We start from the raw sequence: 12,951 nt of genomic DNA on the forward strand, positions 1-12,951 counted from the left end.
TCTGGATACCGCCGAGGTCCATGCCGCTCCCGTCATGCCGCTGTATTTGATCGGCGGCGTTCGCGGGGCCCTTCGTGGTTACGCTTCGCTACCGCCTTCGGGCCCGTCGCTCCCGCCGCTGTGTTCGATTGGCGGCGTTCGCGGGGCCCTTCGTGGTTACGCTTCGCTACCGCCTTCGGGCCCGTCGCTCCCGCCGCTGTGTTCGTCGACCTGATGCCGCCGCGATTGTCACACGGAAACAACTCCGGCGTGGACATACTGATGCCGTGGTAGCACACGATTCGGCGCCGGGAGCGCCGCACGAGGGTTCCGAAACCGGTCACCGGCACGACGCGGTTGTTTTCCAGCACGATCGCGCTCCGCTCCCACTGCGCGGATTGGTTGATCAAGGGGTGCTCACGCCCGCCCAACTGGACGCCGTACTCGCCGCCCTCGGCGAGGGCCGTCCGGTGCGCCTGTCGGCGGCCAAACTGCTAGCCGAGATCGCCGCCTATGTCGGCGCTGCCCTTTTGCTGAGCGGAGTCGGCCTGTTGGTCATCGCATCCTGGGATGATCTGGCCCGAGCCGGTCGGGTCGTGTTGTTCGCCGTGGTCGCGGTGGGGCTTGCCGGTACCGGTGTGGCACTGGCGGGCAGGCGCCATGGAGTGTTCCAAGCGCTGCGCGTCCGCCGCACAGTCGTTGCTGCGCCCCCGTCGTCCGGGCCGGGTGATGAGCCCGTTGTGTCCAGCGGACCCGGGGGTGCTCATGGCTCCGCTATCGGCCACCCGGTTGCGGTAGGTGTCAACGGCGCGATGGCCGTATCTCGGCCGCATTCCGCCCGCACTCGGCTGGCGGCTGTGCTGTTCGTGCTGAGCTCGCTATCCACGGCCGCGGCGGTCGGCAGCGCCGTCGATAGCGGGAGTGGTGATACCGCGTGGGTCTACGCCTGTTTCGCGGGCTTGCTGGTGGGGATCGCCGGTTATCTCGCGTTGCCGTCGCTGGTCGGGGTGCTGACTGTTGCCGGTTTCAGCGCCGCCGTGGTGCCCGGGGTGATGTACGAACTGCTCGATATCGACAGCCCCGGTCCCGGTATCGCCGTGCTCGGGCTAGGGCTGGTCTGGTTCGCGCTCACCAAACTCGGTGCGGTCACCGAGAGCTGGGCCGGATACCTGATTGCGGTCGTGATCGCGGTTTATGGCGCGCAGCTCGCTGGAATCGCCGAAGAATCCCCGGTGGTGTATCTGCTCACGGCGCTGGTGGCGCTGCTGTGTTTCGGGCTGTACGCGACCGACCGTTCCTGGGTGCTGATCCTCGGCGGCACCGCCGCGTTGGCGCTGGCCGCGGTGGAGGCGGTGTGGGACTGGACCGACGGTTCGATCGGTGCCGCGGCCGCCGTGCTGGTCATCGGCGCGGGTGTGCTCGGTATCGGCAGCGTGCTGCTCGCCCGTGCACCGAAGTCGTCGGAGCTCGGGTGATAGAGGCACTCACCGGACATTCCGCCTGGGCGTGACCTGGCCGGTCCGGTTTTCGGCGGGTGGTCTGGCACACATTCCGGCTCGGGTGTATATTTTTGCTTGGACGTCCAACTATTGGACGACCGCAAATTGATCTTCCCCCTGCGGTGCGCCGCATCCACCCGCTACCCGAGGCAGGAATGGCCATGGTTGCTGAACTCACACATTTCATCGGCGGGCAGCGCGTCCCGGGTGCCTCCGGCACATTCGGTGACGTCTACGACCCGAACCTCGGCCAGGTGCAGTCCAAGGTGCCGCTGGCGAGCAAGTCCGAAGTGGAAGCGGCCATCGCCGACGCCCAGCAAGCGCAGCCGGTCTGGGCCGCGATGAACCCACAGAAGCGCGCCCGGGTGCTGATGAAGTTCGTCGGCCTCGTCCAGGACGAGATGGATTCGCTGGCCGCGCTGCTGTCGAGCGAACACGGCAAAACCCTCGCCGACGCCAAGGGCGATATCCAGCGCGGGCTGGAGGTCGTCGAATTCGCCATCGGCATCCCACATCTACTCAAGGGCGAGTACACCGATAGCGCGGGCACTGGTATCGACGTGTACTCGATGCGCCAGCCGCTCGGTGTCGTCGCAGGTATCACCCCATTCAACTTCCCGGCGATGATCCCGCTGTGGAAGGCTGGACCGGCGCTGGCCTGCGGTAACGCCTTCGTGCTCAAACCGTCCGAACGCGACCCCTCGGTGCCGCTGCGACTGGCCGAGCTGTTCATCGAGGCCGGGTTGCCCGCCGGAGTGTTCAACGTGGTCAACGGCGACAAGGAAGCCGTTGACACCCTCCTGCACGATCCGCGGATCAAGGCTGTCGGCTTCGTCGGCTCCACCCCGATCGCGCAGTACATCTACGAAACCGCCACCGCCAACGGTAAACGCGCGCAGTGCTTCGGCGGCGCCAAGAACCACGCCATCGTCATGCCAGACGCCGACCTCGACGATGTCGCCGACCAGCTGATCGGCGCGGGCTACGGCTCCGCGGGCGAACGCTGCATGGCGATCTCGGTTGCCGTTCCCGTCGGAGAGGAAACCGCAGACCGGCTGGTCGCCAAACTCACCGAACGGGTGCACAAGCTCAACGTCGGCCGCTCCGACGATCCCGGTGCCGACTTCGGCCCGCTGGTCGGCCTCGACGGCGTCGACCGGGTGAAAAAGTACATCCAGGTCGGTATCGACGAAGGCGCCGAACTGGTGGTCGACGGGCGCAATCTGGTCGTCGACGGCGCCGAGGACGGCTACTTCGTCGGCGCGACCCTGTTCGACAAGGTCACCCCCCAGATGCGCATCTACCAGGAGGAGATCTTCGGCCCGGTGGTCAGCGTAGTCCGCGCCAAGGACTACGAGGAGGGCCTGCGCCTGGCCGACGAGCACGAATACGGCAACGGTGTCGCCATCTTCACCCGCGACGGCGACACCGCCCGTGACTTCGCCGCGCGAGTCCAGGTCGGCATGGTCGGCATCAATGTCCCGATCCCGGTGCCGATCGCCTACCACACCTTCGGTGGCTGGAAGCGGTCCGGTTTCGGCGATCTGAACCAGCACGGCCCGGACTCGATCCGCTTCTACACCAAGACCAAGACGGTCACCCAGCGGTGGCCTGCGGGGCTGAAGGAAAGCAACAGCTTCGTCATCCCGACGATGGACTGAACGGACGAGGCCACATGTTCATACTCGACGACGACGAGCGGGCCATCCGCGATACCGCGCGTGAATTCGCCGACGAGTTCCTGGCTCCGCACGCGTTGGAATGGGATGAGCGCAAGCACTTCCCGGTCGACGTGCTGCGGAAATCGGGCTCGATCGGGCTCGGCGGCATCTATGTGGGCGAGGAGTTCGGTGGATCCGGGCTGCGCAGGCTCGACGCGGTCCGCATCTTCGAACAACTCGCCACCGGATGTCCCGCGGTGGCCGCCTATATCTCCATCCACAATATGGCGGCCTGGATGATCGACACCTATGGTGACCAGGAGCAACGGCACGCCTGGCTGCCCGGGTTGACCTCGATGGATCTGCTGGCCAGCTACGCACTCACCGAGCCAGGAGCCGGCTCGGATGCCGCGGCGCTGAGCACCAGGGCGGTACGCGACGGCGACGACTACGTCCTCAACGGCGCCAAACAGTTCATCTCGGGCGCGGGCGCCAACGATGTGTACGTGATGATGGTGCGCACCGGCAACCCCGACAAAGGCGCTGCTCGCGGTATCTCGGCACTGATCGTGCCCGCGGACACACCGGGACTCACGGTGGGGCCGAACGAAAAGAAGATGGGCTGGAACGCCCAGCCCACCCGTCAGGTGATCCTCACCGACGCCCGGGTTCCGGTCGCCAACCGGCTCGGCGCGGAAGGCGACGGATTCCGGATCGCGATGAACGGCCTCAACGGCGGACGCCTCAATATCGCAGCCTGCTCGATCGGCGGTGCGCAGGCGGCACTGGACAAGACGGTGCCCTACCTCGCGCAGCGACAGGCGTTCGGCGCGCCGTTACTGAACAACCAGGCGCTGCAGTTCGAACTCGCCGATATGCGCACGACATTGGAGGCCGCGCGCACACTGTTGTGGCGGGCGGCGGCCGCATTGGATGCGGACACGCCGGACAAGGTCGAATTGTGCGCCATGGCGAAACGTTTCGCCACCGACGCCGGTTTCGACGTCGCCAACTCCGCTCTGCAATTGCACGGCGGTTACGGTTATCTGGCCGAATACGGCCTGGAGAAGATTGTCCGGGATCTGCGTGTGCACCAGATCCTGGAGGGCACCAACGAGATCATGCGGGTGGTCGTGGCTCGGTCGATGACCGCGGCGGCCAACTCGGCGGTAGGAGCAGCATGAGCGACGAACTCGAAGTCCTGATCGACAAACGCGACGGCCTCGGGCTCATCACCCTGAATCGTCCCAAGGCGATCAACGCGCTGAGCCACGCGATGGTACGCACCATCTCCGACGCACTGCGGGACTGGGCCGACGACGACGAGGTCCGCACCGTGGTGGTGACCGGTGCGGGCGAACGCGGCCTGTGTGCGGGCGGTGACATCGTCGCCATCTACAACGATGCCAAGAACCGCAGGCCGCAGGTATCTGGCGCCGATTCGGAGGCGGGCCGGTTCTGGCGTGACGAGTACATCCTCAACGCGCTGATCGGCCGCTACCCGAAACCGTATGTGGTGGTGATGGATGGCATCGTGATGGGCGGCGGTGTGGGGATTGCCGGACACGGCAGCCACCGCATCGTCACCGAACGTTCGTCGGTCGGCATGCCCGAGGTCGGTATCGGTTTCATTCCCGACGTCGGCGGCACCTATCTGCTGTCGCGGGCGCCTGGTGAACTCGGCACCCATCTCGCGCTCACCACCGCGCGCATGAAGGCGGGCGACGCCATCGCAGCCGGTTTCGCCGACTATTTCGTGCCGTCGGAGCAGATCCCGTCGCTGCTGAACACGCTGCGCACCGAGAGCGCCGATATTGCGATCGCCAAATATGCCACGGCCGCACCGGAACCGGAGCTGCTTGCCCAGCGTCACTGGATCGACGCCTGCTACAGCGCCGACACGGTGGCCCAGATCGTGACCCGATTGCAGGCGAACCCGGCCGAGCAGGCGGCGCAGGCCGCGTCCGATGTGCTCACGAAATCACCGGTGGCGCTGCAGGTCACGCTGCGGTCGCTGCGTTCGGCGCGTGAGGCCGACAGCCTGGAGGCGGTGCTGAACGAGGAGTACCGGGTTTCGGTGGCCTCGCTGGACTCGCACGACCTGGTCGAGGGCATCCGCGCGCAGGTCATCGACAAGGACCGCAACCCGCAGTGGTCGCCCGCATCCCTGGCCGAGGTGGACCCCGCACAGGTGGACGCCTATTTCGCCGAATTGGGTGAGTGGGAACTGGGTTTGACGACTCCGAAGGAACAGCGATGAGCAAGACGATAGGGTTCCTCGGCCTCGGCCATATGGGCGGGCCGATGGCGGCCAACCTGGTCAAAGCCGGTTATGACGTGCACGCCTTCGATCCCGCGCCCGCCGCACAGCAGCAGGCCAGCGCCGACGGCATCACCGTCGTCGATACCGGGGTGGCGGCCGCAACCGACCGCGACATCGTGCTCACCATGCTCACCAACGGCAAGCTGGTGCGCGACGTCTACGCCGAACTGCTGCCCGCCGCGACACCGGGCACGCTGTTCATCGACTGCTCCACCATCGATGTGGCCGATGCGAAGGTCGCCGCCGCAGCCGCCCACACGGCAGGGCACCGCGCCGTCGATGCCCCCGTCTCCGGTGGTGTTGCCGGCGCCGTCGCAGGGACCCTGACGTTCATGGTCGGCGGTAACGAAGCCGATGTCGCCGAGGCCCGCCCGGTACTCGAGGTCATGGGCGCCAAGGTGGTGCACTGCGGTGGTTCCGGGGTCGGTCAGGCCGCCAAGATCTGCAACAACATGCTGCTCGGCATCTCGATGATCGGCCTGTCCGAAGCGCTGGTGCTCGGTGAAAAACTGGGCTTGAGCCATCAGGCGTTCTTCGACGTGGTATCCACCGCATCCGGCCAGAGTTGGGCGTTGACCAGCTACTGCCCGGTTCCCGGGCCGGTGCCGACCAGCCCGGCCAACAACGACTACCAGCCCGGTTTCGCCACCGCCCTGATGAACAAGGACCTCGGTTTGGCCGCGAGCGCCCTGCGCAGCAACGGTGTCGACGGGCAGCTGGGTTTGCTGGCCGCCGAGATCTACGACCGGTTCAACCAGGACGCGGCCGGACGTGACTTCTCGGCTATCGTCACCGATATCCGTGACCGTTCCGAGGAAAAGGGTGCGCAGTGACCGACTTCGAGACGATTCTGCTGGAGCGTAAGGGCGGCGTCGGACTGATCACGCTGAACCGGCCGAAGGCGTTGAACGCGCTGAACGCGCAGGTCCTCGATGATGTGATCGCCGCGCTCGACGAACTGGAGCGCGCCGACGATATCGGCGCGGTGGTGATCACCGGCTCCGAGCGTGCGTTCGCGGCGGGCGCCGATATCAAGGAAATGCAGCCCAAGTCGTACCTGGACATGTTCATGGACGACTATTTCGCCCGCTGGGACCGACTGGCAGCCTTCCGTAAGCCCACCGTCGCCGCGGTGGCCGGGTACGCGCTCGGCGGCGGCTGTGAGCTGGCGATGCTGTGCGACATCCTGATCGCTGCCGACACCGCGCAGTTCGGGCAGCCGGAGATCAAGCTGGGCGTCATCCCCGGTATCGGCGGCTCCCAGCGGCTGACCAGGGCCATCGGCAAGGCCAAGGCCATGGATCTGGTGCTGACCGGCCGCAATATGGATGTGGCTGAGGCCGAGCGGGCCGGGCTGGTGTCGCGGATCGTGCCTGCCGCTCAACTGCTCGACACCGCCCTCGAGGTGGCCTCCACCATAGCCTCGATGTCGCTGCCGGTCGCCATGATCGCCAAGGAAGCGGTGAACCGCTCCTTCGAAACCACCCTCACCGAAGGACTGCGGTTCGAGCGCCGGGTGTTCCACTCGCTGTTCGCGACCGAAGACCAGAAGGAAGGTATGGCGGCCTTCGTGGAAAAACGCCCCGCGAAGTTCACCAACCGCTGAACCGCCGACGGGCCTCGGTCAACGCCAGGGCCCGGGCGGGATTCCCACGATCTGCATCGGCGTCGGCGCGGTACCGTCTTCGGCGGGCCGCGCCGGCGCGTCACGGAGGGTCAACAACCCGGCCACCGTAGCACCGAGCCCGACCGTCACCGCTGCCGCGGCGATCAGTTTGCGTTTACCTACCGGAGTGGGCGCCGAGACCGGCCGCGCACCCTTCCTTATCCGTGTCGTGCGCACCCCCACGGCGGGACGTTCGGCGGCGAGCAGCACCGCGCCGCGCGCCGAAACATATTCCGGCTCGGCGTCGTAGACGATCGGCAGGCCGAGAGATTCGGCCAGTTCCGCGCGGATACCGGGGCTGCGGGTGCAGCCGCCCAGCAGGACGACCGCGTCGGCGTCCACCCCGGTTTCCCCGGCTATCTGGCGCACCAGTGACACCGAGTGGTGCAGGCCGGCCGCGCACAGCTCGGCCAGATCACTGCGGGTGATGACGGTGCGTTCCTCGGTTCCCGGGTCAAGTGCAGTGATCACGTGGGCGCTGCTGAGGGTTTCGCGGTGGCGGCGGATGGTGGGCTGGTCGGGGACGACCCCGCCGCGAGCCAGCTGCCAACGTAGCAGTGTGTCGTAGCCGTCGCCGCCAAGTACCGTGCTGCGGGTGCAGGCGAGCACCGAATCGGTACGGCAATCGATCTGGGTGATGGTGAGCCCGGAACTGCCCAGATCGTAAAGGATTACCGAACCTGTATCGGGGAGAGCGCCGGTGAACCGCAGGTAGCGTAGCTGCGCCAGCGGTTCGTCGACCACGATGAGCCGGTCGCGTCCGGCGGCGGCGCGCACCGCGTCCGTATGCGTACGGCTGCGGCAGGTTACCGCAGTTCCCGTGATCAGTTCCGCACGTCTGGCCGCGGCCGCGCGCATACGGCGGATCGCTTCGCAGACCGGTTCGGCGATCCCCGCGCCCGCCCGGCGCGGAATATGACAGCGGTCGATCGGATCCAGGTGCGGCTGATCGGAGTGGGTCAGAACGGCGCGTGCGCCACCGGCGCCCGCCGACACGCCGAGTACCAGCACCATGACTCAATGGTGACGGGCTTGGACGGTGTTGCCAAGGAAAACGGCGAAAGAATTTGCTGCATGGATGCCGGAAGGTTATTCGTTCGTCGTTATCAAGGAGTAAAAGACCGTAGGTTCAGTCCGTGTCGCCGTCGGTGCCGGTCCAGCGCACCGGTTCGTCACCGGTGTCGAAGTCGCCTGCGGCATGCCGGAATTCCGCCAGCAGTTGCAGCAGAGTGCGCAGCCGGTCCGGTGGCAGCCCCGGTAGGGCGAACACTTTCTCGTTCAGGTATTCGGTGGCGCGAGCAACCAATTCCCGTCCCTTATCGGTGATTTCGATAAGAGTTGCCCGACGATCGCTGGGGTGCGGCACCCGGACCACCAGAGCGGCAGACTGCAGCCGGTCCACGGTATTGGTGACGCTGGTCGGGTGCACCTGCAGGCGTGCGCTTGCCTTCGCCATCGGCAGTGCCCCGGTCTTGCTGAAACTCAGCAGCATGAGCAGTTCGTACCGGGAGAAGGTCAGTCCTGTCGGTTTCAGCGCCTCATCGACCCTGGCCATCACGATCTGCTGGGCGCGGACCAGCGACGTCACCGCCGCCATACCGTCGGCCATCTCACCCCAGCCGTGCTCGACCCACTGGCGGTGGGCCTCGTGGATCGGGTCGAGCGGTAATGGGCGGGGACGCGACATGGATTCGATCATTGCATGCGTGTCAGAGAGGCAGACTCGGGCGCAGGGTGGCCTGGTTTCGATCCGCCCGGGCCGTTACGACAGTAGCTAGCTGCCGGTCAGTTGACGTCCGGGTCCTCGGAGCAGATCTTCCACTCGCCGTCCTCTTTGCGCAGCGTTTCGTCCGAGCTGTCGTCGGAGTGTTCGGTGGAATCGTCGGCTCCCGGCAGTGAGAACGTCATCTTGCCGGTGACATGTGCTTTCGCCCGGTCGCCGGTGATCACGATGTTGTCCACCGTGTCGATGGTGACCGAGAAGTCCGCCTTATCGATTTCGGCTTTTTCGCTGTCGGACAGCTTGTTGAAATCGTCCTGGTCGGCCTGACACGCGATATCGGCTGCGGCCTGCATGCCGTCGTCGGACAAAGTCTCGTAGAAGTCCCGGATGGCCGCTTCGATCTGCTGCTCATCGGAGGCGAGCGGTGTTTTGCCCTGCATGGTCAGCACCACCCCTGCGACGATCCCGCCGACCACGACCAGCGCGACGACCGCCAGCCCGATGATCAAACCCGTTTTGTTCTTACCCTGCTGCGGTTGCGGCGGATAGCCCTGCGGCGGCATGCCCTGTTGCGGCGGGTAACCGGGCTGCGGGGGGTAACCAGGCTGCTGCTGGCCCTGCGGCGGAAATCCCGGCTGCTGCCCGTAGGGCGGCTGTTGCCCGTACGGCGGCTGCAGGCCCTGTGGTGGCTGCGGGCCCTGCGGTGGGTAAGTCATGATGTTGCGTCCTCCGTTTTCCCCGGGGTGTGGCTGGAACATTACGGCAGTACGCGTCCGCTGTCCGGTCGGAGTCCGGGTACCGCAGCCACCCACCTGCGGTATCGCCGCAGCGTACCGACCCCAGGCGCAGGCCCGTGACCTCCGCATACGGGCCGCAATCCGGATTCACCACGCACATAACGTGTTCTCGGTCGTACACTGCCTGCCAGCAACGCTCTGGAGAACATGGAGGATCGGGTTATGGCTGGTTTCGGTGTCCATCTGTGCGGCAGTGTGCCGCTCGCCGACGCGGCAAGCGTTTTCGAGCAGGCCGCCTCGCGGCTGGGTGGGCATATCTCCCGCATCCCGGATGGGGAAACGGGGGAGCGTGACAATTGGGTGGTCTGGCAGCTGCCGAAACTGGCCGCCCATCCCGATCTGGAGACGGTCCCGCCGCCGAGCCCGGAATATGGCCCCAGCGAACGGGTACAGCCGCGCGACGGCGTCGACCCGTCGAGTATCGACTTCGGCCCGCTCGGGTATGCCGAGGCCGCGCTGGAGTCCTGGCAGGTGTTCCAGGGGCTGCGTGATCGTGGGGTGATCGCGCCCGGCACCCGTTTCCAGGTGAGCCTGCCGACTCCGATCGCGGTCGTCGGCGCGTTCGTCGCGGGCCCGCAGGCAGAATTGGAACGCCGCTACGAGGCGGCGATCCTGGCCGAACTGGGCCGGATCGTGGCGGTCGTTCCAGCATCAGACCTGGCGATCCAATGGGACGCAGCGGTGGAATTCGCGATTTTCGAAGGTGTTTTCCCTTCGTGGTTCGGCGGCGAATACCAGGAACAGTTGCCCGAGGTCGCCGAACGGCTGATCCGGCTCGGTGACGCCGTGCCCGAGGGCGTGGAGCTCGGCTATCACCTGTGCTACGGAGATTTCGGGCACCGCCACTTCGTCGAACCCGCCGATACCTCGAAATTGGCGGCGGTGGCCGCGAAGGTCGCTGCGGGCCTGCACCGCCCGCTGGATTGGGTGCATCTGCCCGTCCCGAAGGACCGCACCGATATCGAGTATTTCGCGCCTCTCGCGGACCTGAAGCTGCCTTCCGGGACGGCGCTCTTCCTCGGCCTGGTACACGCCTCCGACGGTTTCGACGGCGCCCGCCGCCGCATCGATGCCGCCGCGAAAACCGTTGCCGCCTTCGGTATCGCCACCGAATGCGGTATGGGCCGCCGCCCGTCCGAGCAGATCCCGGGCTTGCTGGATCTGCACGCATCCCTGGCGGATTCCCTGAGCTGACCCACCGCGGGCGGGAGCGGAGCAGGCACGTAGACCCCATCCAGTGGTTCCGGTCGGGGTCTTCGTCCGCTGTCGGCGAGGTGGCGACCTCTCGGATCACCGACGCGGCCGAGGTAGCACACGATAGCCGAGGCTAGGAACGACGAAGGCCCCTGATCAGCTGATCAGGGGCCTTCGTCATCTGTGCCCTCGGCAGGATTCGAACCTGCGGCCTTCTGCTCCGGAGGCAGACGCTCTATCCCCTGAGCTACGAGGGCGGGGATGGTCCCGGCCGGTGCCTTGCGGCGTTCCGATCGGGCGGGGGCAAGCGTATCGCATCCCTTGCCCGCTGCCAAAAACGGGCAGCGTGCCGGGTTATTCGAGGGGGAGGGGGGTGGCGCCGCGGGAGGTGAGCATTCCGGTCATGAGCTGGGATTCGCCGCGCTGGGTGGCGTCCATATGCTGCGCGAGGACGCGTATCGCGGTGGTTTCGGCATGCTCGATGGCGTATCCGAGCATGGGGATGCCGCCTTCGTGGTGGCGCAGCATCAACTGCAGGAACAGCACGTCGAAGGCGGGCCCTGTGGCGCGACGCAGTTCGCCGAGCTCCGCAGGGGTGGCCATACCTGGCATGGTGGCCACCGGACCGGTGTGTGTGGAGTGTCCCGCCGCCGGGGAGCCGTGCTCGTGGCCGCTGCGTGGTTCGGTCATCCACCCCATGTAGCCGTCGATACCGCGGGCAGGCGCGCCCCACAGTTGCAGCCAGCCCTGCATCCGGCCAACCTGACTCTGCTGGGTGGTCAGGATGTCGTAGGCCAGCCTGCGGATATCGGGGTCGGTGGAATTGATGAGCGCGACGCCCGACATCTCGACGGCCTGCGCGTGATGGGCGGACATGTCCTGGCTGAAGCCGATGTCGACCGGGCCCGGTTCGGGTTCGGAACCGCCACGCAGCGGCAGCCCTGCCAGGACACCGACGGCGAAACCGAGCACGAGCAAGCCGACGGCGCCGAGCACCAGCAGCGGGGTGCGCTGGCGGCGCAGTTGGGCACGCAGCCCGGTCTCGGCGCTCCAGGGTGGCTCGGCCGTGTCGGCGGGGGCCGACCGGCGCTCGGTGGCGTTTGTGGTCAGCGGATCGTTCGCCACGTCGCGTTCAGGGTTCTTTTCCGGCATCTACTGGCCCGTCCCGGCCTCCGGTTCGGCGGGTGCCGCGGGCGGAGCCTGTCCAGGCAAACCGGGCACGGGGACGCCGGGCATACCGGGGATGCCAGGGATACCGGGAATGCCGCCGGACATGCCGCCCACTTCGGCGGGATCGGGGGTGATACCGCCGCCGTCCATCGGCACCGCATCCGGTCCGGGCGGGCTCGGATCGTAGGGCGGCGGGTTCTCGGTGTCGAACACGATGGTCGCGCAGTCGGCGCCCACCTCAGGATAGGTGTAGGAGTTCAACCGCAGTGCGGTGATGAACTGCCCGATCCGCTTGTCCTCGGCGCTGTCGACGGCCAGCCGACGCCCCCACGCCTGCAGGGAGATCGGTGACTCCTGGTCCGGGTAGGGCGACATCATCATGTATTGCTGCCCGTCGACCTTTTCCCGCAGCTTGTCGACGTCGGCGGCGCCGACCTTGTCCGGGTTGTAGGTGATCCAGACCGCGCCGTGCTCGAGCGAATGTACGGCGTTCTCCTCCCGGATCGCCTTGTCGTAGACGGTGCCCATGCAGTTCGCCCATGAAGCATCGTGCGGACCGCCGAACGCCGGGCTCTGGTCGTAGGCCACCCGCTGAGTCGAGTCGACGTGCAGCCCCGCCGGGTAGTCCTTCTGCTCCACACCAGCGATGGCTTCGGAGGGGTCTTGGTTCTCCGCGCTGGGGGTGTACTTCTTCAGCTCGGCCTGTTCCCGGTATTTCGGCACCAGGTTGTAGGCCAGCGCGCCGATCAGCGCGATGATCACCGCGGCAGCGCCGATGGCGAGCCAGGGGATCTGGCGCTTGTGCTTGCCGCCACCCTTGCCGCCTGGCTTGTTACGGGAAGGCGCGACCTTCCCCACGGCTTTGACGGCCTTGGCCGATGTGGCGCTGGTCCTGCTCGGCATCGGAAGTCCTAGCTCTTTCGATATGTGAACGGTTCG

General features: G+C 66.7%; 12 protein-coding genes and 1 tRNA gene. 7 read left to right on the forward strand and 6 right to left on the reverse strand.

Going from position 1 to position 12,951, the window contains the following annotated elements:
- Positions 1-266 precede the first annotated feature (266 nt).
- The 6 genes from B0T44_RS21755 (at position 267) to B0T44_RS21780 (ending at position 7,068) form a co-directional block, all read left to right on the forward strand.
- Entirely contained in the window at positions 267-1,454 is a 1,188-nt protein-coding gene (locus B0T44_RS21755; RefSeq protein ID WP_077119633.1) for a DUF2157 domain-containing protein, read from the forward strand.
- Positions 1,455-1,639: 185 nt separating this feature from the next.
- A complete protein-coding gene (locus B0T44_RS21760) occupies positions 1,640-3,139 on the forward strand; it encodes a CoA-acylating methylmalonate-semialdehyde dehydrogenase (protein ID WP_077119801.1) in 1,500 nt (499 codons plus the stop codon).
- A gap of 14 nt (positions 3,140-3,153) precedes the next feature.
- The gene (locus B0T44_RS21765; protein WP_077119631.1) at positions 3,154-4,323 is read left to right on the forward strand and encodes an acyl-CoA dehydrogenase family protein; all 1,170 of its coding nucleotides are present in this window, start codon (positions 3,154-3,156) and stop codon (positions 4,321-4,323) included.
- Positions 4,320-5,399, forward strand: coding sequence for an enoyl-CoA hydratase/isomerase family protein (locus B0T44_RS21770; RefSeq protein ID WP_077119629.1), 1,080 nt, complete (start codon positions 4,320-4,322; stop codon positions 5,397-5,399). Before B0T44_RS21765 ends, B0T44_RS21770 begins: the two co-directional genes overlap by 4 nt.
- Entirely contained in the window at positions 5,396-6,295 is a 900-nt protein-coding gene (gene mmsB, locus B0T44_RS21775) for a 3-hydroxyisobutyrate dehydrogenase (protein WP_077119627.1), read from the forward strand. The genes B0T44_RS21770 and mmsB overlap by 4 nt, the downstream gene beginning before the upstream one ends.
- On the forward strand, positions 6,292-7,068 hold the full coding sequence (locus tag B0T44_RS21780; protein ID WP_077119625.1) for an enoyl-CoA hydratase: 777 nt from the start codon (positions 6,292-6,294) through the stop codon (positions 7,066-7,068). Before mmsB ends, B0T44_RS21780 begins: the two co-directional genes overlap by 4 nt.
- Positions 7,069-7,086: 18 nt before the next feature.
- Here B0T44_RS21780 and B0T44_RS21785 read toward each other — a convergent pair whose 3' ends face one another.
- The 3 genes from B0T44_RS21785 to B0T44_RS21795 all read right to left on the reverse strand — a co-directional run bounded on the left by B0T44_RS21785 (position 7,087) and on the right by B0T44_RS21795 (position 9,567).
- Positions 7,087-8,142: an Hsp70 family protein gene (locus B0T44_RS21785; RefSeq protein ID WP_077119623.1), complete on the reverse strand. Its 1,056-nt coding sequence runs from the start codon at positions 8,140-8,142 to the stop codon at positions 7,087-7,089.
- Positions 8,143-8,257: 115 nt separating this feature from the next.
- The gene (locus tag B0T44_RS21790; RefSeq protein WP_077119799.1) at positions 8,258-8,815 is read right to left on the reverse strand and encodes a MarR family winged helix-turn-helix transcriptional regulator; all 558 of its coding nucleotides are present in this window, start codon (positions 8,813-8,815) and stop codon (positions 8,258-8,260) included.
- Between the two features lie 98 nt (positions 8,816-8,913).
- Positions 8,914-9,567: an Rv0361 family membrane protein gene (locus tag B0T44_RS21795; RefSeq protein WP_077119797.1), complete on the reverse strand. Its 654-nt coding sequence runs from the start codon at positions 9,565-9,567 to the stop codon at positions 8,914-8,916.
- A 243-nt stretch (positions 9,568-9,810) separates the two neighbouring features.
- Between B0T44_RS21795 and B0T44_RS21800 the strand changes: the two genes are divergently transcribed.
- Complete coding sequence (locus B0T44_RS21800) at positions 9,811-10,842, forward strand: hypothetical protein (RefSeq protein WP_077119795.1); 1,032 nt, start codon at positions 9,811-9,813, stop codon at positions 10,840-10,842.
- Between the two features lie 184 nt (positions 10,843-11,026).
- Here B0T44_RS21800 and B0T44_RS21805 read toward each other — a convergent pair.
- The 3 genes from B0T44_RS21805 to B0T44_RS21815 form a co-directional block, all read right to left on the reverse strand.
- Positions 11,027-11,099, reverse strand: a tRNA-Arg gene (locus B0T44_RS21805).
- A 97-nt stretch (positions 11,100-11,196) separates the two neighbouring features.
- Positions 11,197-11,994, reverse strand: a complete 798-nt coding sequence (locus B0T44_RS21810) for a DUF305 domain-containing protein (protein ID WP_081512513.1) — start codon at positions 11,992-11,994, stop codon at positions 11,197-11,199.
- Positions 11,995-12,915, reverse strand: coding sequence for a thioredoxin-like domain-containing protein (locus B0T44_RS21815; protein WP_077119621.1), 921 nt, complete (start codon positions 12,913-12,915; stop codon positions 11,995-11,997). It lies immediately after the preceding gene.
- Between the last annotated feature and the right edge of the window lie 36 nt (positions 12,916-12,951).

It is taken from the genome of Nocardia donostiensis, assembly GCF_002081715.1.
GTDB lineage: Bacteria > Actinomycetota > Actinomycetes > Mycobacteriales > Mycobacteriaceae > Nocardia > Nocardia donostiensis.